Source organism: Candidatus Enterococcus ikei, assembly GCF_017316105.1.
Classification (GTDB): domain Bacteria; phylum Bacillota; class Bacilli; order Lactobacillales; family Enterococcaceae; genus Enterococcus_L; species Enterococcus_L ikei.
Genome location: NZ_JAFLWD010000024.1, coordinates 37,765 through 56,338, shown reverse-complemented (window position 1 = coordinate 56,338; position 18,574 = coordinate 37,765). Strand labels below are relative to the sequence as shown.

Sequence of the window (18,574 nt, the reverse complement as noted above, 5' to 3'; positions counted from 1 at the left end):
TCAAGCCTTTATTCAATTGAAGCGAAATCTGGAAAGGCGGAAAAATAGGTGAAAAAAAAACCTTTGATACTAGGCACAGCCTTACTATTTTCATCAGCACTTTTTGTTCATTTTGACACTTTTTACGGAGAAGAAATGACAACTCCTGGAAAATATAAAATGACCTATGAAGTAGATGGAAAAGTAGAAACAGCGACAGTTGAAGTGAAAAAAAATCAGACGGAGCTTCTCTTAAAAGACATCATCATCAAACAAAACGAGCACTGGTCACCCTTAGACAATGTTGTTTCACTAAAAGATCGAGATGGCGAGCCGTTGGATTTAAACCAAGTGACGATCAAACATAATATAAATACACAAGAAACAGGGCTATATTTTGTGAAATTTTCATATAAAACTTATGTTTCTATAGCTAAAGTATCAGTGAACCAATTTACCAGTTCTGCTCACAAAAAAAGAGTACCAAAGCACTATTCCCAAAATGATTCTCAAACAAAAATCATGCTGAATGACGAACTGTTAAAAAATGATCCTGCTAAACAAAAGATCAACATCAACACTTCAGGAGGCGCCAATCCACTAGGGTCTGCGAGTTTTGGAAATATGTTGGGGTTTCTATCAGGGACACTTCTGTATGGAACAAGGAGAGTATAAATGGATTTCTTGTTATTAGACGATCGAGCAAATTTAAAATTATCAATTATTCGAAAATTAGAGCAGCAATACTCGTTTTCAGAGCGTAAGGATATGTTGTGTGAACAATTGAATATCTCCCAATATCTTTTGGAACGCAGTGTTCTGGAAATAAATGAGGACTTGAAAAGGTTTGAACTGATCGATGAGATGGAATTGATTGAACAAAACAATGAGATCATACTATTTCAAGGTTCTCAAATGTCATCTAGTATTGTTGAGGAAAGGTATTTAAAATATTCACTGGAATTCACATTATTGCAAACGATATTTTTCAACCAATTTACATCGATCAAAAAATACGGGGAAAAAGAAGGGATGAGTCGGACTGTTGTTTATAAAATCATTGATAGAATTCGTAAAGAGTTGGAGCAATATGATATAAAATTATCCAAAACGTTTCAATTAATCGGCAATGAAATGCAGATTCGCCAATATTTCAATATGCTCTATTATCGGATTTACAAAGATTCAGACGAGTTATACAACCAATCAGATATCTTAGCAGTCAATGAACTACTTTCTGCTATTAAGTTGCATTGTGAAGAAATCAACACTTTTTATCTGTTCAAGCATTATATGTTTGTTATGCTAGAAAGAGTAAAGAGAAAGCATAACTATTTTTTGTCTACTAATGCCGAGTCGACTAAGTTAGATGAAGAAAACGTACTGTATCAAACGATCAAACACTGGAGTAGCCGTACTTTACAAGGAACAAACCGGGAAATTGAAGTTGAAGTAAGAGGGATTGTTAGTCAGTTGTCAGTTTATCGAAGCGAATTTTGTGACTTTGAAGATGAGGCTGTTGAAGCATATAGTTTGCAGTTAAAGCAGCAAATTCTTAACTATCCACAATTAACGATGATGGGGCCTGAATTTAGTGATAGTGTGAATATGGCGATTTATCAGCACCGATATATTACTCCTTTAATCGACCTGACATTACGAGTGATGGATTTAGAATTTTTTCATGAGCGTTACCCGATTGTATTTGAGATCTGTTATACTTTCATTTATCAATTGAAAAAGGATGAATTTCAATTTAGTAAGAAGTCTCTTTTTTTTAATTTATTGATTATTCTTTCTCAACAATATGACCAGGAAAACGAGAAAAATACGATCAATATCCATGTGAATTTCACACAAGGGGAAAAATATAACCAATTTATCAAAACACAAATCAAGATTTTCGATTCTTTTAGCATAAATTTCCAGCCAGCTATACGTCCAGATACAGATTTGATTATCTCCGATTACATCCCAAAAACAACTTTTTCAGCTCGAAGCCTGATCTGGCTGGCACCTCCTAGAGCAAGCGACTGGCGTAATTTTGGAAATGAGATTATACAAATCAATAAGAATTTACAATTGAATAAGAATCGGATTTAGGGTGAGGTTGGGACCGAAGGGATTAGTCCCGAGAAATAAGAAGGAATTCACGAAAATTGTTTTTCAAATTTTTGTGAATTTCAGCTTATTTCCGAAGCCTTCAAATCTTAGTGCTTTAGCACTTAGAATTTGATGTGATCGAGGCGTAGCGTTGTGATTGCTTCTGCTCCCACCGTTTATGCGGATTCTATGTAAGCGGGCTATGACTCGAAGAGTTATGGCCCACTTACATAGAATCCGCTTTTTTATTACATAAATCAAGGAGAAAAATAAATAAAAATGCTACGGATAATCATCCTTAATTATTTTTCCATATGTTATACTGAACAAGATGTAACTAGGAACGATTAGCTAGTGTAATAGTATTATTTATCGGAAAAACATAAGGCTAGCATGAGACGAAATGTGTTACAGTTAATTTTTTATTGGAGACTGAATGAGCTCATTTGCTTTAATTTTGGGAGGGGATGTAAAGTGAGACAGAAAAATTCCGGACCGATCATTATGGAAGAGATTCGTTTAATGGAAGTCATGATTCAAGTTTATTACCATAAGCAAGAAGATAGCTTGATTCCAGAAGAGAGAATGTTGAACTATGCTAGAACTCGTTTAGAATTCTGTCAATTTGGAGAAGAAAAAACGACCTGCCAGAAATGTCCCGTTCATTGTTACCAGCCTAAGTATCGGGAACAAATGAAAAAAATCATGCGTTATTCAGGTCCGCGCATGTTATTTAAGCATCCTATTTTAACGTTTAAACATGCGTATCGTGGATTGACAAGAAATGTAGAAAAATGAAAAAATAGTTATTTATTTTATTAGGGTCAATCACATTTAATCGGGGAACAGTGGGGATTTTTCTGGTTAAGAAGTTTTAAAAAACTATATCAAAAAATTTGTCCAAGATGGCCTGAACAATAAAAAGCTTCGTTGCTTTTCTTAATGTATAGTGTTCTCAAATAAATAGCGACAATGATAATTCAGACTTATTTTATCTGGATTTGACTATTTATTTTCAAAATGATAAAGTAACACCTGAGGAAGGTGTTTCAAATGTACGTATTATATATTTCAACTCTTAGCTCCCTACAACTTATTTTTGATGAAGTGTTGTACGGAGCTTAATCGGAAAGCTTATGAGCTTTTCTTATTCATCAGTAAATTTAGTATAGTAAAAAAATAGCATCTGTTTGCTATGTTTTTGTTGTACTCATTTACTGAAGGATATATAGATTAAAAAGGCCCTAGACATTTTGTCTATGGGTCTTTTTTGTATGTTCTTTAGTAAAAATCAGGGAAACCACATGAAAGAGGAAAATAGAATGGAATTATTACAAGTCAAAGATTTAACCTATGCAGTACCAGATAAACAGCTTTACGAAGATAGCTCATTTACCTTAAGAAGTAAGGAACATATGGGAATCGTTGGTAAAAATGGTGCAGGGAAAAGTACCTTATTGAAAATACTTTTAGGGAATGTATTGCCAGATGACGGTGCGATCACTTGGAATCCAGCAGCTACTTTAGGCTATTTAGACCAATATGTAGACATGGATCAGTCACTTACGATCAATGAATTTTTAAGATCCGCTTACCAAGAATTATTTAACACAGAAAAAGAAATGCTTAAACTCTATGAAACATATGGCGAAACAGGCGACGACCAATTATTAACAAGAGCCGCAACGTATCAAGAACAATTAGAAATAAAAGGATTTTATCAAGTCGAAAATGACATCAGCAAAGCTGTCACAGGGCTTGGAATTAGCGATGGCGATGCCGAGCAAACCTTGAGTGCGTTAAACCGTGGCGATCAAATCAAAGTTATTTTAGCTAAGCTTTTATTAGAAAAACCGTCTGTCTTAATCTTAGATGAGCCGACGAACTACTTAGATCAAGAACATATCGAATGGTTGACTGATTATTTAAATGCCTTTGAAAATGCATTTATTATCGTTTCTCATGATACTACCTTTTTAAGCAACATTGCTACGTGTATCTGTGATATTGATTTTGGTTCAATTAAAAAATACCATAGCAACTACACAGATTTCTTAAAACAAAAAGCACATTTAGCCGAAGCTTATCAAAGCCAATTTGATGCTCAACAACGAAAAATCAAAGAAACAGAAGCTTTTATTCAAAAAAATATTGCTGGTATCAAAACGAAAATGGCTCAAGGTAGAAGAAAACATTTGGAAAAAATGGACAGACTGAAAGAACCTGAAAAGAACGTCAAATCGAATTTTTCATTTAAACTAATGCCACAAAGTTCACCTAACGTCATGACCATCGATACGCTGACTGTAGGCTACAAAGAGCCATTACTAACGGTGCGTGATCTACAAGTGAAAAAAGGTGAAAAAATAGTGATTACAGGCGCAGATGGTTTAGGTAAATCTACCTTAGTGAAAACACTGCTTTCAATGGTACCTGCGATTTCTGGAACAAGCCATTTTTCACCACAAGTTGCTGTTGGTTACCACTCACAAGAAATCGAATGGGAAAATACTGAATGGACACCAATTGAAGCGTTGGCTAACAAATATACAAAACTTACTTATGAAGATGTTCGTCGTGAACTAGCGAAATGCGGTTTGAAACGAGAAATTGCTTCAAAAAATCTTTATATGTTAAGTGGTGGAGAACAATCAAAAGTGAAGTTGTGTGATTTAACGATGCAGCCAAGTAATTTACTGATCTTAGATGAGCCAACCAATCATTTAGATGTCGACTCAAGAAAAGCCCTTCAAGATGCGTTAAAAGCGTTTAGAGGCAGTGTGTTATTGATTTCAAATGATGATGAGTTTTACTCAACAGTTGCAGATCATGTGTACACGGTTGCTGATAAACATCTTATTAGACAATGAGGTGAGTAGGAATGAGTTTTACAGGATATAAAGATTGTCATTTGTACCAACTGCCAGTTGTGAAACGAGAAGTGACAGAAACGCAGTTGGCTCAACGGATTTTAGTCATCGGCAGCGGTGTTTCAGAATGCATGCTGGCCATTGATTTAGCTAAGCAAGGAAAAGAAGTGACGATAATAGAACGTTCAGATGAAATTCTTTCAGATTGTTTAGCAGCCTCAAAAAGAGCTGAATTGATGCGCCAGCTAGAGAATTTGGTCGTAACGATTTTTTTAGAAACCTTTTGTATTGATGTAGAAGCGAACCATGTCTGCTTATCTAATCAAGAAGGATTTAAGACATTTCTTAATATTGATAACATCATTGTTTCTAAAAAACTATGAATATTTTTAAATTCGTTTATAGTGTAAATAGACAGAGTCAAAAAATGAAGGGAGAACCATCATGTTTATACCTATAAACGAAGCAGATTTTCAACAAGTAGTGGAAACATGGAACCAAGGCTTCAGCGATTATCTATTGCCAATCCATGTTGATCAAGCAGCTTTAGAACAAAGAATTCAGTCACTAAAACTTTCGAAAAAGCTCTCAGTTATTTTTTCTATGGACGGAGAATTTGCCGGCATCATTTTATTAGGCATGGAAACATTCCAGCAAACGAAAGTGATGTGGGTGGGCGGTATGGCTGTAGTTCCCAAATATCGCAGAAGTAAAGTCGCTTCTAAATTGATTGATTATGCAGAAAATCTAGCAAAAGAAAATCAATGTGAGCAGCTGATTCTTGAAGTGATTGCAACTAATGAACGTGCTAAACGTCTTTATGAAGCAAAAGGATTTCAGCTTATAAATGAGTTGGCTGTCGGTTCAGTTAATTTACCAGCTACACCTAAGAAACAAAGCAGCATAGACTTTAAACCAGCAGTATCAAAGGAGCTCGCTTTGATTGGAAATAAATGGACTCCATGGCAAAATCGCTTTATTTTTTCAGATAAAAATTATGATACCTATCAGGGCGAACATAAGCTTGGTTCAACTAGTTTTAATGTAATCGGAGAAGAATTGATCATTAAGCAATTGAATGTGTTGGAATCGAAAGATATCCCCTTAATAACGGATATCTTGCTTAGGTTAAAAGAACGAGAAAATATTGATACTGTCAAGGTAACAAACTTTGATATGGAAACACCTGTTTATACTGAGTTAGAAAAAATAGGTATTAAACTACAACTTACCCAATTTCAATTAGCCAAAAAGTTGATGGAGGAATAATAAATCCATTTTTTCGGAATAAAATATCTTTGCTGCATTTGTTGATTAAAATGAATGTGGTGAGGATATTTTTTTTGAGTGTATCAAATTGCGGATAACCGACATTAAATCATGGGGCAATGCATCGTTGCGTGCGTCTTTATTGTATAATCAAGTAGAGCAACGCATTTGTGCAACAAAAATGATGGACGCTAAGAAAGGAGTGGCTTATAGTGACTGTAGAAATTGGTAAGCAAATCAAAAAATTCCGTCAAGAACGACAAATCTCACAACAGGAACTAGCGGACTACTTGAACATTTCACGTCAAACGATTTCTAAATGGGAGCTAGGAAAAAGTCTTCCTGACTTGGAAAATGTCGTTAGACTTTCGGAATATTTTAATATCAGTGTAGATGTTTTATTAGGACATAAAAAGCTTGGTTTCTTTAGGGAATTGTTCGGAGGGAAAGAAAGAAGGCAAATCTACATGGATCAAAATAAGAAAGAAAATAATAACGCAGCATTTTACAGTGCTTATGCACAAGATATACAACCGTTGTTTGTAGAAGGGAAGCGAGTGAATACCTTTGTAAAAATTGAAGAAGAAATTTTTCCTCAAGCAACATTTTCGAAATTAATTGGTTATGCAAATTGTTTATGCGACTTTAGTGGCGAACAAGTTTCAATCAAGCAAATCGGAAAAGCAAAACTCGCTGTAAAGGTTTCTGTAGAACAAACTATAGCTATGTTTTCTCTTCATGATATCTTAGAAATAAACCTGCAATTTGGTAAATATATTCGAAATGTGGGTGGTAATTTTGTGACATTGATTGATATTGTTACGAAAGATCAAAACTATTATCTTTGGGTGGAATCTTTAAAAGTTGCCCACGAGATTTGGCATCATGAAAAGTTTACTCCTATAAAAATCAATATAGATAAATCATTTAAAACAGCACTGGATCTATTGAGTGAAGAAGATGCAGTCGCAGCAATTCGCAGCAATGCAAAGGATATCCAGCTGATCTATAGATAAGAAAGTAGAATATTTGAATGATTATTTGTTTATGTTGCAGATATTTGATTTGTGGTAATACCTTCTTTTCCTCGGATTGTTGCATTGATCCTTTCATATCAAACTAGTCCTAAAGCAGTGAGGAAATCTCAGACTTAAAGCCGATAAAATGAAGTATGTGTTTTGCTACAATTAAAAGTAACAGAAGTAGAACATGTTCGTTTGATCAACAGCTTTCTATGACAGTCAGGGGTGAATGGTATAAATAAGCAAGTCAGCAAACAAACTATCGGTAATAACGGGATCGATGTAATAAAATATGCAGCAGCGGTTTTGATTATCTGTTTTCATTGCGAACGGGTGATTCAAGATCCAGTCGTTCATCATTTGTTTAAAAATGTGCTATGTCGAATCGCTGTTCCATATTTTTTGATTTCCACCAGTTATTTTGTCAGAAGAGGGCAAAATAGCTCACCAGGTTATTTGAAACGTTACCTAAAATCAATGATCAATTCGTATTTATTTTGGAGTTTGATTTATTTGCCAATTGGGTTTATGTGGATTCAGGAGAATTATACATTGGGACCACAACTCTATCCAGTAGCATTGTTTGCAGGTTTAGTTTATACAGGAACGTATTACCATCTTTGGTATATTCCGGCCATGATTTTTGGTATTATATTTGCGCACTGGCTGATTAAGAAAAAAGGCTATATTCCGTTGTTTTGCCTGACATTTGTGTTATGTCTTTTTGGGTCATTAGAAACGTATTATGGCTATATCGAAAATGAACAGTTGAAATCATTTTTTGATCAGTATTTGAATGTATTTGTGACTACTCGCAATGGTTTATTCTTTGCTTTGGTGTTTGTGGCTGTTGGTTATTTTTTATGGGACTATCGTGAAAAAATAGCTGGGTATCAGAAATATTTTGGTTTAATGGTCGTGGTATTTGGAGGTCTTTTAGTAAGTGAAGGTTTGATGATTTATGCTAAGACGGGGATCGATAAAAACTTTATGTGGTCATTGATTCCATTTACTGCTGTCTTTTTTTGTTGGAGTTTGACATGGAATTTGAAGATAGCTATTGATTATAAACATTTGAGGAACTTAGGAAAATATTATTTTTTCATCCATCCATTGTGTATCTTGTGGGCTGCTAGTTTAGTGAATAGCTATGATTTTTTTGCGAATAGCTGGCTGCAACTGGTTGTAACACTGATCGCGACACATTTATTAAGCTCCTTAGTGATAGTTATCAATAATCAACTGCCATATTATTATTTTGATTTACAGCTGATGTTGAGAGTGAATAAAGGGTATCGGATTTAGTAAGAAGGATGAAGTAAAGTTGAGACAAAACGCTGCTGGTTTTGTCTCAGCTTATTTTTTTCTCTTAAGTTAAATGAACACCTTTATCCACATAAATAATATCGCCAACAATACCAGCAGCTAACTCACTAACAAGGAAGGCACAAGTATTACCAACTTCTTCAATCGTAACACCTGCTTTATCTGGCGTACGGCCTTCTGAAATTTTAATCAGTTGATCATAATCTTTTACGCCTGTTACAGCTAATGTTTTGATAGCGCCAGCTGAAATTCCGTTAACACGGATTTTGTCTGCTGCGAATTCGTACGCTAGATATTTTACAGCTGTTTCTAAAGAAGCTTTGGCGATTCCCATCATGTTGTAGTTTGGGATAGCTCTTTCAGAACCTAGATAAGTCATTGTAACAATTCCAGAACCAGGATTTAACAAAGGTTTAGCATAATGTGCCACAGCTAAAAGTGAGTAGCTGCTGATATCTTGAGCCAATAAAAAACCTGAACGGCTGATATCACTAACATTCCCATCTAGCTCTTCTTTGTTAGCAAAAGCAATGGCATGTACTAATCCGTCGATTTTGTCGTATTTTTCTTGGATTGTTTGAAAAGCTTGAGCAATCGACTCATCAGAGGCAACATCACATTCAACGAGTAGATCTGTTGGTTCAGCTAATTTTAGCAATTGTTTTTTCATGCGGTCGTTTTGATATGTATAGATAATATCAGCCCCTTGCTCTTTCAATGCTTTAGCACATCCCCAAGCAATACTTCTTTTGTTGGCTACGCCCATTACGACGATTTTTTTATTTTTTAGAAACATATGGTTTTTTCCCCTTTTAAAATTATTTTTAGTGTGTGAAAAAGGTCTCACATCTTAACAAAATCTAAATATCTGATTTTATTTAAGTTGACGGATAAAATTGCAACTGGTATTATCTGTGTTGAGAATGATAAAAAAATTCTCTAACGAATAAGCAACACCCGTACAGACATTTTATCGGATGTCTGAATTATTAACTAAAATACTTTGAAAGTCAAACTATTTTACTTAAATTTAAACAAAAAAGTGTTGTTTAAGCAAGTTTTTTTTAATTTGATAGTCAAAACAATAGTGGAGGTGCACGATGAAACGAGTTGTAATAACAGGAATGGGAGCAGTGACTCCTTTAGGAAATACGGTAAAAGAGTATTGGCAAAATCTAGTCAATGGAAAATTAGGAATCGCTAAAATTACTAAGTTTGATTCTGAAGATACAGGTGTGGCACTTGCAGGTGAAGTGAAAGACTTCGATCCAAGTGAGGTTCTTGATCGTAAAGAACAAAAGCGGATGGATTTATTTTCGCAATATGGTGTAGTGGCTGCGATGGAAGCGTGGAATATGAGTGGTTTAACTCAAGAAACAATCGATCCCAAGCGTTTTGGTGTAATCGTCGGCAGTGGTATCGGCGGTATGACAACATTACAAGATCAAGTCAGAGTCATGGATAAAAAAGGGGCTAAACGAGTGACACCTTTCTTTGTACCGATGGTGATCGCAAATATGGCTTCTGGAAATATCTCTATCAAATTAGGTGCAAAAGGGCCTTCTCAAACAATCGTCACAGCTTGTGCATCAGCGACAAATGCAATCGGTGAAGCGTTCCGAACCATCAAATACGGCTTAGCTGATATCATGATCACAGGTGGAACGGAAGCGACGATTTGTGAAATCGGAATTGCTGGATTTGCGGCATTAAGTGCGTTGAATACGACAGAAGATCCAACAAGAGCATCAATTCCGTTTGATAAAGAAAGACATGGTTTTGTGATGGGCGAAGGTGCTGGCATGTTGATGTTGGAAGAACTGGAGCACGCTCAAAAACGTGGTGCGACGATTTTAGGTGAAATCGTAGGTTATGGTAGTAATTGTGATGCGAGTCATATGACAGCGCCGTTAAAAGATGGTAGTGGTGCAGCAGATGCGATCGAATTAGCGTTAGCAGAAGCATCAATTGATGCCTCAGCTGTTGGGTATGTCAATGCGCATGGCACCTCAACACCAGCTAACGATGCAGCTGAAACGGCAGCTTTAAAACGTGTATTTGGTGAACGTGCCTACAATATTCCAATCTCTAGCACGAAAAGTATGACAGGACATCTTTTAGGAGCCGCTGGAGGCATAGAAGCCATCGCTTGTGTAAAAACATTACAAGAAGGCGTTGCTCATCCGACAGTCGGTTATGAAGTGGCCGATCCAGAATGTGATTTAGATTATGTAACAGATGGCTCACGCCCCGTAGAAGCAGAATATGCGATTAGTAATTCGTTTGGCTTTGGCGGTCACAATGGCGTTATTTGTATGAAAAAATGGGAGGAAAAATAACAATGACAAGACTAATGAATGCAACAGAAATTATGGAAATGATTCCAAATAGATACCCAATTTGCTTTATCGACTATGTGGATGAAATTATCACGGATAAAAAAATCATCGCAACAAAAAACGTAACGATCAATGAAGAATTCTTCCAAGGACATTTCCCTGGAAACCCAACAATGCCTGGTGTTTTGATTATTGAAGCATTAGCTCAAGTTGGTTCGATCTTGATTTTAAAAATGGATCAATTTAAAGGTGAAACAGCTTATATCGGAGGAATCAACAAAGCGAAATTCCGTCAAAAAGTTGTTCCAGGTGATGTGTTAAAATTACACTTTGAAATCGTGAAAATCAGAGATTATGTAGGAATCGGAAAAGCAACTGCTTTTGTTGAAGATAAAAAAGTTTGTGAATGCGAATTGACGTTTATTGTAGGTAGATAATCAAGAAAATAGTAAAAAGCCGAAAAGGATGCTGTTCTTTTCGGCTTTTTTGTTTTAGTGATGCAGCTCATATAACTTCAAAGCTAATTGTAATGCAAACGTATTTTTTTCCTCTTCTAAATCTACTGGCAATAAGCCCTTAATTTTTTCAATCCGATACAGCAGCGTATTTCGATGAATAAACAACGCTCTGGATGTAGTTGCAATATTGAGGTGATGAGCGAGATAAGCTTTTAATGTTGGTGTAAAGCTGGTGTTATTTTTTTTATCATACGTCAGTAATGTATTTAAATAATGAGTGTAGAATTTTTTTCCTTGCTCTTTTGAAATAGAATCTACTAAAAAAGAATCAAAGTAAAAATCATTAAAAAAGTAAATCTTCTCTTCTTTATCGTCATCTTCAAGTAACTGAATGACTTTTTTTGCTTCTTCAAAGCTTTGAGATAACTCAAGAATCGGCAAGGTCGAGCCAATCGTGCAGAAAATCTTTCGTTCGGCTTGTCCTTGATTTTCTAAATACATGCGGATTCGTTCAGCCGTATCGGATAGTTCATTGTGTATTTTTAAGGAGCTTAACTTGGCATCAGTCCCTAACAGCATCACCAATTGATTTTTGCGACTGAACAAATGAAGATGAGGGAAACGATTAGTTGTATAAGTCGTTAGTGAAGACAGCAAACTCTTCATTAAGCGATCTTCCATTTGTTTTTTCTTCATCAAAGAATCAGCTGGATTTCCTAAGGTCTGAATGGAAAGAATCAACACCGTATAATTTAAGCTTGGGTCAAGGGTTGTATCGTAAGTTGCTAAAGTTTCTAAGTCTTTGATTTGCCCTGATAATAATTGATCGAAAAAATCACGGCGAATTCTATTTTCTGTCCGTTCAATTTCAAACAACCGCATTTGTTCTAGCGCAAAGGCCATCGATCCATTCTCTAAAGCGACATAATCAAGATCCGTTAAGGGGCGTTCAACTTGATAAACCAGAATAAAACCGTAGTGGATCGTATCAAAATAAACGGGCATGATCACACAAGGATATTCTCTTTCTTCAAATAAAAGTGAGCGTGTAATAGGTTTTTGAATTCGTTCAAAGTTTGCTGGTAAATCAGTAAACGTTTGAATAGGGAAAGTAAAGGTGTCCCCTGTTTTTTTGATTGTTTCTTGAATTAGCGGCTGTTCTTGGTCGCTTACAGCTGTCACTGACCAGTCTGTATCAACTAAAACAACAGGATTTTGGACCATATGAGCTAAGCCAGCAGCGATTTTTTTCATTCCGCCACCATGTAGTGAAATCTCGAAAAATTGTGAATGAATATCTAGAGAAGCTTGGTTTAATTTATCCATTTGCCCTGAAATTTCTGCCATAACGATATTCATGATCTTTGAAAAGGCAATGCCATAAGGAATCTCTATGATTGGTAAAGCCAATTCATCAGCTAACTGACGCATAGATTCGGGAATTCCTTTTAAGTAAATATGTGGTTTGATACAAATCGCAGAACAATTTATTTCTTTAAAACGTTGAATGAAGCGTTTTTGGATCTCTGAATTTTCACTGAAAAAATAGCCCGAAGTAATCAACAATTCTCCAGCGGATAACCAATCTGATGCATCAGGATTATCTAAAATATTGACCCCAGTGATTTCATTTTCAAGTCCTTTTTGTCCAGCAACCAATTGAAATGCTTTGAAAGGGGAGAGTTGCAGGAAGTTTTTTACTGTTAACATGTGGAGACCCTCTTTCTAATACCTGATTTAGTTACTTTAACTATACGGCAGTTGGTTAAAGTATACAACTGGAAATAAAAATATTCGGGTACTCTATCTGTATTTGAAAAGGCTTTCTTGGTGTAAAGTTTAAAGTGTAAAGAAGAGACAGCAACTAAGGAAGTGAGTGACATGCGCACCTATCAATCCCTGTCAGGTGAACAAACATTCTTATCTAAGATTAGAAATGAACAGTGGAAAGGAGAAGTTCATAGTACATTTAATCGAACGATAAATATTATTTGTGCTTCTGGAGAATTATATACGCTAGCGGCAGAGGAATTGGATAATGCGCCCAATACCTTGCGAGTATCAGAATTTTTTAATGACCGACTTGAACTGGCTATAGGAACACCTATTTTTACTCGAAAAGACCAGCTAATGATCAGTGATATTGCTGAAATTCAACTTCAAAATGTGAATGAATGGCAGTATCCTCAAATCGAATTCCCCAAAACACAGGAATATTCAAGGCTTAGTGATCGAGTAAATTTAGTGAATGAATGGCTTAAGCAAATAAATGAAAATGGTGGTTATTTATTAAATAAGGTGAGCGTAACGACCTACGAGAAAATGATTTACACGATGCTTTGGAAGGAGTCCAATCAATTATTGACTTACTTAAAAGAAAAGCAATTGTTTCAAGCCATGAAACAATTAAATCGAGTAATTGGCTTGGGGCCTGGTTTGACTCCATCAGGTGATGATTTTTTAGTTGGTTTAGCGCTTATTTTTACCACCGAAAATTATCCGTATCATTCATTGAAACAGTGGCTAGTCAACAGTCGGAATGAGCTGAAGAAACGAACGAATGTTATTAGCTTTTCAACATTAGACTGGGCGATAAAAGGAGCTGCTCGTGAGCGAATCGGTTTATTCTTGGAGGAATTATTTTACGGAGAAAAAGAAGAGCTGCTGAAAGAAAAAATGATGGCAGTCTTAACAATAGGCTCAACTTCTGGCGGCGATATGCTGACAGGCATGTTGGCAGGGATTAAATTGACGTTGGATTTGCATTGAAACAAGGTAAGACTGGAAGAGCTAGCTATGCTTTTATATTGTCTAGCTTCACGAGCTAGCACCTCGGAAAAAAGATAAAAATGGAGAGAGACAAAGAGCATCTCAATCAATTTTTCCTATTTTTCAGTCGATGCTAAACGAGCTCGTTCAGCTTTTATATTATCTAGCTTCACGAGCTAGCACCTCGGAAAAAAGATAAAAATGGAGAGAGACAAAGAGCGTCTCAATCAATTTTTCCTATTTTTCAGTCGATGCTAAATGAGCTCGTTCAGCTTTTAAATTAGGAGGAACCCACTATGACAATCAGCATCAAAATTCAACCTAACACTTATATCGACTCTGTTTCACTGATGGCTTTATCAACCAAAGCCAATCAATTAGCAGGTGTTGATCAAGCAATCATTGCTATGGCAACAGAAATGAACAAGGAAGTCATGAAAAATGTTGGCTTATTCACGAATGAAATCGCCGAAGCGCAAACGAGTGATTTGATTATTGCGTTAGAGGCTAAAGAAAAGCAAGATTCAGCCGATTTGATCAAAAAAATCGAAACACTTATGACAGAGAAAAAAGAAAAAAGTACCAGTCAAACAGTAGAAAATTACACAACGATCGAAACAGCTAAAAAATCTATCCCAGAAGCGAATTTGGCAGTAATTTCTGTTAATGGTCAGTATGCCGCTCGTGAAGCTAGAAAATCGTTGAACAACGACTTACATGTCATGATGTTTAGTGATAACGTCAGCGTAGAAGAAGAAATTCAATTAAAAGCGTTGGCACATGAAAAAGGTTTGCTAATGATGGGACCTGATTGCGGCACAGCTATTATTAATAATATTGGATTATGTTTTGCTAACAAGGTCCGTAAAGGAAGTATCGGGATTGTAGGCGCTTCTGGAACGGGTAGTCAAGAAATCAGTGTTCGTATTCATGAATTCGGCGAAGGCGTTTCTCAATTGATTGGTACCGGCGGACGTGATCTAAGTGAGGCAGTTGGCGGACGAATGATGTTGGATGCTATTGATGCTTTAGAAGCAGATGAAAATACAAAAGTGATCGTCTTGATTTCTAAACCACCAGCAAAAGCTGTAGAAGAAAAAATTCTTGCTAGAGTAAGAAAAGCTGAGAAACCTGTTGTTATCTGGTTTATTGGTAGTGGAAGTCGTGAAAATGAAGAAGGCATTTACTTTGAGAAAATGTCTAAAGCTGCGGCTTTAAAAGCAGTAACACTTGCAGGGATCGATGAAAACAGCTTAGATGTTCATCCGTTGAACCTGCCGTTGATTGATGAAGTTCGCGAAAAATTGACTTCAGAGCAAAAATACATTCGCGGTTTATTTACTGGTGGAACGCTTTGTGATGAAGCGATGTTCACAGCAAAAGAAAGATTTTCTGATGTTTACAGTAATATTGCAACAGATCAAGAGCATCTTTTACATTTTGGTGATACGAGTAAAGCACACACATTTATAGATTTCGGTGCAGATGAATTTACCAATGGCAAACCTCATCCAATGATCGATCCATCTAATCGAATCGCCCGATTTAAAGAAGAAGCTGCAGATCCAACCGTTGGAGTGATTTTGATGGATTTTGTCCTCGGATATGGTGCGCATCCAGATCCAGTCGGCGTAATGGTGCCAGCAATGAAAGCCGCTAAGGAGCAAGCTTTAAAAGAAGGACGTCATCTAGAAATCATCGGGTATGTTTTAGGAACTGATTTAGATAAACAAAATATTGATGAACAAGTAGAAAAGTTGACCTCGATTGGTGCAACGTATGCTAGCAGCAGTCAAAATGCTGGTTTATTGGCAAGAGAATTTGTTGTGAAAGGAGCAGAACAATGAGCAAAATCAACGAGTTATTCAAAGAACAACCTGTAATTATCGACCTTGGGATCGAATCTTTTCAAGAAGAATTGATCGAGCAACAAGTAAAAGCAACTTATCTAAATTGGGCACCGCCAGGGCGAGGAAAAGCGAGTATCTTAGCTGCTTTAGAAAAAATAGAAACACCAGAAAATTTAGAAAAGATCCAAAAAGCTAATGAAGAAGCTGTCAACCGAATCATTTCTTCTCAAATCTCGTTGATCGGCTATGATCAGGCAATCAATGTTGTACCAGGAATGACTAAAAATACCATTTTACATGCAGGACCGCCGATTACTTGGGATAAGATGAATGGTCCAATGAAAGGAGCAGTTAAAGGGGCTTTAGTTTTTGAAGGCTTAGCGAAAGACTTGGATGATGCTGAAAATGTTGCAGCATCTGGGGAAATCATTTTCTCTCCGTGTCACGAACATCAATGTGTTGGTTCAATGGCAGGTGTGACCTCTGCATCAATGTATATGCATATCGTGGAAAATAAAACATATGGAAACTCGGCTTTCACGAATCTAAGTGAACAAATGTCAAAAATTTTACGAATGGGTGCTAACGATGAAAGTGTGATTGAACGCTTGATTTGGATGAGAGATGTTTTTGGTCCAATTTTAAGAGATGCAATGAAACTATGCCCAGAAGGAATTGATTTAAAACATATGCTGGCTCAAGCGCTGCATATGGGAGACGAATGTCATAACCGCAATAATGCTGGCACAACACTTTTGATCCAAGCATTGACGCCTTATATTATCCAAACGGATCATTCAATCGAAGAAATGAAAGAAGTGTTTGATTTTGTGGCTAGCAGTGACTATTTTTCAGGACCTACTTGGATGGCGATGTGTAAAGCTGCTCTTGATTCAGCAGTTGGTATTCCTTACAGCACAGTTGTTACAACAATGGCTAGAAACGGTACTGAATTTGGGATTCATATCAGTGGAATCAAAGGGAATCCTTGGTTCGTAGGCCCTTCTCAAAAAGTTATTGGGCCAATGTTTGCTGGCTACAAACCAGAAGATGCCGGACTTGATATCGGCGATAGTGCCATCACAGAAACTTATGGAATCGGTGGCTTTGCGATGGCAGCAGCTCCAGCAATCGTAGCTTTAGTTGGCGGAACGATTGAAGATGCATTACGTTTCTCTACAGAAATGCAAGGAATCACAACAGCAGAAAATCCCAATATCACGATCCCAACGCTAGATTTTATGGGTATTCCATCAGGGATCGACAGCTTAAAAGTTATCCAAACGAATACATTACCGATCATCAATACAGCCATTGCGCATAAAGAAGCAGGAATCGGGATGATTGGTGCTGGAATCACTCACCCGCCGATGGAAGCTTTTGAAAAAGCCATCATTGCCTTTAGCGAACAACTATAAAGGAATAGAAAGGAGTAAAACTATGGATGCTGTAAAAGAAAACCAACGATTAGTTCAGGCAGTAAAGCATAAACAAATTGAAAAAGTTACACATTTATTAAACGAAGGCAGTGATGTTTCGTTGACAGATGAAGCAGGTAGATCGCCGTTAATGCTGGCGGTACAGCAAAATAATTTGCCAATCGTCAAAGAATTGCTTACTTTTGGCGCAGACGTAAATCAACGAGACCATACATTGCTTACACCGTTCATTTGCGCTGCGGCTAATGGCTTTGACGAAATCGTTAAAGAGCTTCTTCGGTCAGGGCAAGCTGATTTAGCTTCAGTCAATCGCTTTGGAGGCACTGCGTTACTACCTTCCAGCGAAAAAGGTTATTTAAGAACCGTTCAGTTGTGTTTAGCTGCTGGTGTACCAGTCAATCACGTCAATCGTTTAAGCTGGTCTGCATTATTAGAAGCAACGATTTTAGGCAATGGCGGATTCTTATATCGAGATGTGATTCGTGAACTTGTTCAGCATCAAGCTGATGTTGAACAAGTAGATGATACTGGTGAAAATGCGCTAGATTACGCAAAAGAAACAGGGAATAAGGAACTGATCGCTATTTTAGAAAAACAAGAAGTAGAAGAAGTGGTTTTCCATGAGATACGGACTTATTTGCGTAAAGATGAATTACTTTTAGCACTTAAAGTATTAGAGGAACAAGATCAAACAGATTTAGCGGTTCTTTATTATCTAGGCTATACGTATCAACGACTAAAAGAGTACCAAAGGGCTATTGAGTACTACGAAAAAGGATTGCGCCTAGACAATGAATTTGCTTTTTATGTCGGAAATAGTTACCGTATGATGGGAGAAGTAGATAAAGCACTTCAAACATATGATCAAGCGATCAAAACAGATCAAAGTTTCTTTTACCGCTATCATAAATCAAATTTTTTAAGAGAACTTGGTCGACATGAAGAAGCGATTCAACTGATGGATCGTTTGATAAAAGATTACCCAAATAGAGTTGATTTCTATTTTCATAAAGCAAATAGTCTCCGTAGCTTGAATCGCCATCAAGAAGCGATCGAAGCAATGGAACAAGCAATAAAGATCAATCCAGAAAATCCATTATTTTCAGAACACCTTGAACAATCACTTCAATTAGTAAAAAACTAAAGAAAT

At 36.5% G+C, this 18,574-nt stretch carries 16 protein-coding genes; 14 read left to right on the top strand and 2 right to left on the bottom strand.

The window, feature by feature from the left end:
- Positions 1 to 48 precede the first annotated feature (48 nt).
- The 8 genes from JZO69_RS10405 to JZO69_RS10370 all read left to right on the top strand — a co-directional run bounded on the left by JZO69_RS10405 (position 49) and on the right by JZO69_RS10370 (position 8,548).
- Complete coding sequence (locus tag JZO69_RS10405; protein WP_207112810.1) at positions 49 to 654, top strand: bacterial Ig-like domain-containing protein; 606 nt, start codon at positions 49 to 51, stop codon at positions 652 to 654.
- Entirely contained in the window at positions 655 to 2,082 is a 1,428-nt protein-coding gene (locus tag JZO69_RS10400; protein WP_207112809.1) for a helix-turn-helix domain-containing protein, read from the top strand. It begins immediately after the preceding gene.
- A 474-nt stretch (positions 2,083 to 2,556) separates the two neighbouring features.
- On the top strand, positions 2,557 to 2,880 hold the full coding sequence (locus tag JZO69_RS10395) for a nitrous oxide-stimulated promoter family protein (RefSeq protein ID WP_207112808.1): 324 nt from the start codon (positions 2,557 to 2,559) through the stop codon (positions 2,878 to 2,880).
- A 524-nt stretch (positions 2,881 to 3,404) separates the two neighbouring features.
- Complete coding sequence (locus JZO69_RS10390; protein ID WP_207112807.1) at positions 3,405 to 4,952, top strand: ABC-F family ATP-binding cassette domain-containing protein; 1,548 nt, start codon at positions 3,405 to 3,407, stop codon at positions 4,950 to 4,952.
- An 11-nt stretch (positions 4,953 to 4,963) separates the two neighbouring features.
- On the top strand, positions 4,964 to 5,335 hold the full coding sequence (locus tag JZO69_RS10385) for an FAD-dependent oxidoreductase (RefSeq protein WP_207112806.1): 372 nt from the start codon (positions 4,964 to 4,966) through the stop codon (positions 5,333 to 5,335).
- 61 nt (positions 5,336 to 5,396) lie between these two features.
- Positions 5,397 to 6,221: a GNAT family N-acetyltransferase gene (locus JZO69_RS10380; RefSeq protein ID WP_207112805.1), complete on the top strand. Its 825-nt coding sequence runs from the start codon at positions 5,397 to 5,399 to the stop codon at positions 6,219 to 6,221.
- Between the two features lie 212 nt (positions 6,222 to 6,433).
- A complete protein-coding gene (locus JZO69_RS10375) occupies positions 6,434 to 7,237 on the top strand; it encodes a helix-turn-helix domain-containing protein (protein WP_207112804.1) in 804 nt (267 codons plus the stop codon).
- Positions 7,238 to 7,468: 231 nt separating this feature from the next.
- Entirely contained in the window at positions 7,469 to 8,548 is a 1,080-nt protein-coding gene (locus JZO69_RS10370) for an acyltransferase family protein (protein WP_207112803.1), read from the top strand.
- Positions 8,549 to 8,612: 64 nt separating this feature from the next.
- On the opposite strand, the gene fabI is transcribed toward JZO69_RS10370, so the two are convergent.
- Positions 8,613 to 9,365 (bottom strand): enoyl-ACP reductase FabI, encoded by a 753-nt coding sequence (fabI, locus tag JZO69_RS10365; protein WP_207112802.1) that lies wholly within the window; start codon positions 9,363 to 9,365, stop codon positions 8,613 to 8,615.
- Positions 9,366 to 9,669: 304 nt separating this feature from the next.
- Between fabI and fabF the strand changes: the two genes are divergently transcribed.
- Together fabF and fabZ are read left to right on the top strand one after the other, a co-directional pair.
- Positions 9,670 to 10,908, top strand: coding sequence for a beta-ketoacyl-ACP synthase II (gene fabF / locus JZO69_RS10360; protein ID WP_207112801.1), 1,239 nt, complete (start codon positions 9,670 to 9,672; stop codon positions 10,906 to 10,908).
- Positions 10,909 to 10,910: 2 nt separating this feature from the next.
- Positions 10,911 to 11,345, top strand: coding sequence for a 3-hydroxyacyl-ACP dehydratase FabZ (gene fabZ, locus JZO69_RS10355; RefSeq protein ID WP_010762460.1), 435 nt, complete (start codon positions 10,911 to 10,913; stop codon positions 11,343 to 11,345).
- 54 nt (positions 11,346 to 11,399) lie between these two features.
- On the opposite strand, the gene JZO69_RS10350 is transcribed toward fabZ, so the two are convergent.
- The gene (locus JZO69_RS10350) at positions 11,400 to 13,076 is read right to left on the bottom strand and encodes a PucR family transcriptional regulator (protein ID WP_207112800.1); all 1,677 of its coding nucleotides are present in this window, start codon (positions 13,074 to 13,076) and stop codon (positions 11,400 to 11,402) included.
- Between the two features lie 171 nt (positions 13,077 to 13,247).
- On the opposite strand from JZO69_RS10350, the gene JZO69_RS10345 reads away from it, so the two are divergent.
- The 4 genes from JZO69_RS10345 (at position 13,248) to JZO69_RS10330 (ending at position 18,568) form a co-directional block, all read left to right on the top strand.
- Positions 13,248 to 14,135, top strand: a complete 888-nt coding sequence (locus tag JZO69_RS10345; protein WP_207112799.1) for an oxamate carbamoyltransferase subunit AllH family protein — start codon at positions 13,248 to 13,250, stop codon at positions 14,133 to 14,135.
- A gap of 296 nt (positions 14,136 to 14,431) precedes the next feature.
- Positions 14,432 to 15,982 (top strand): acyl-CoA synthetase FdrA, encoded by a 1,551-nt coding sequence (gene fdrA / locus JZO69_RS10340; RefSeq protein ID WP_207112798.1) that lies wholly within the window; start codon positions 14,432 to 14,434, stop codon positions 15,980 to 15,982.
- Complete coding sequence (locus tag JZO69_RS10335; protein ID WP_207112797.1) at positions 15,979 to 17,403, top strand: YlbE family protein; 1,425 nt, start codon at positions 15,979 to 15,981, stop codon at positions 17,401 to 17,403. Before fdrA ends, JZO69_RS10335 begins: the two co-directional genes overlap by 4 nt.
- 22 nt (positions 17,404 to 17,425) lie before the next feature.
- Entirely contained in the window at positions 17,426 to 18,568 is a 1,143-nt protein-coding gene (locus JZO69_RS10330) for an ankyrin repeat domain-containing protein (protein ID WP_207112796.1), read from the top strand.
- Positions 18,569 to 18,574 lie beyond the last annotated feature (6 nt).

Bases quoted from the DNA above. Each gene is read 5' to 3' on its own strand.
- JZO69_RS10380 (WP_207112805.1), top strand. From the start codon at position 5,397: ATGTTTATACCTATAAACGAAGCAGATTTTCAACAAGTAGTGGAAACA.
- JZO69_RS10330 (WP_207112796.1), top strand. From the start codon at position 17,426: ATGGATGCTGTAAAAGAAAACCAACGATTAGTTCAGGCAGTAAAGCAT.
- JZO69_RS10390 (WP_207112807.1), top strand. From the start codon at position 3,405: ATGGAATTATTACAAGTCAAAGATTTAACCTATGCAGTACCAGATAAA.
- JZO69_RS10335 (WP_207112797.1), top strand. From the start codon at position 15,979: ATGAGCAAAATCAACGAGTTATTCAAAGAACAACCTGTAATTATCGAC.
- fabZ (WP_010762460.1), top strand. From the start codon at position 10,911: ATGACAAGACTAATGAATGCAACAGAAATTATGGAAATGATTCCAAAT.
- fdrA (WP_207112798.1), top strand. From the start codon at position 14,432: ATGACAATCAGCATCAAAATTCAACCTAACACTTATATCGACTCTGTT.
- JZO69_RS10345 (WP_207112799.1), top strand. From the start codon at position 13,248: ATGCGCACCTATCAATCCCTGTCAGGTGAACAAACATTCTTATCTAAG.
- JZO69_RS10350 (WP_207112800.1), bottom strand. From the start codon at position 13,076: ATGTTAACAGTAAAAAACTTCCTGCAACTCTCCCCTTTCAAAGCATTT.
- fabF (WP_207112801.1), top strand. From the start codon at position 9,670: ATGAAACGAGTTGTAATAACAGGAATGGGAGCAGTGACTCCTTTAGGA.
- JZO69_RS10385 (WP_207112806.1), top strand. From the start codon at position 4,964: ATGAGTTTTACAGGATATAAAGATTGTCATTTGTACCAACTGCCAGTT.
- fabI (WP_207112802.1), bottom strand. From the start codon at position 9,365: ATGTTTCTAAAAAATAAAAAAATCGTCGTAATGGGCGTAGCCAACAAA.
- JZO69_RS10400 (WP_207112809.1), top strand. From the start codon at position 655: ATGGATTTCTTGTTATTAGACGATCGAGCAAATTTAAAATTATCAATT.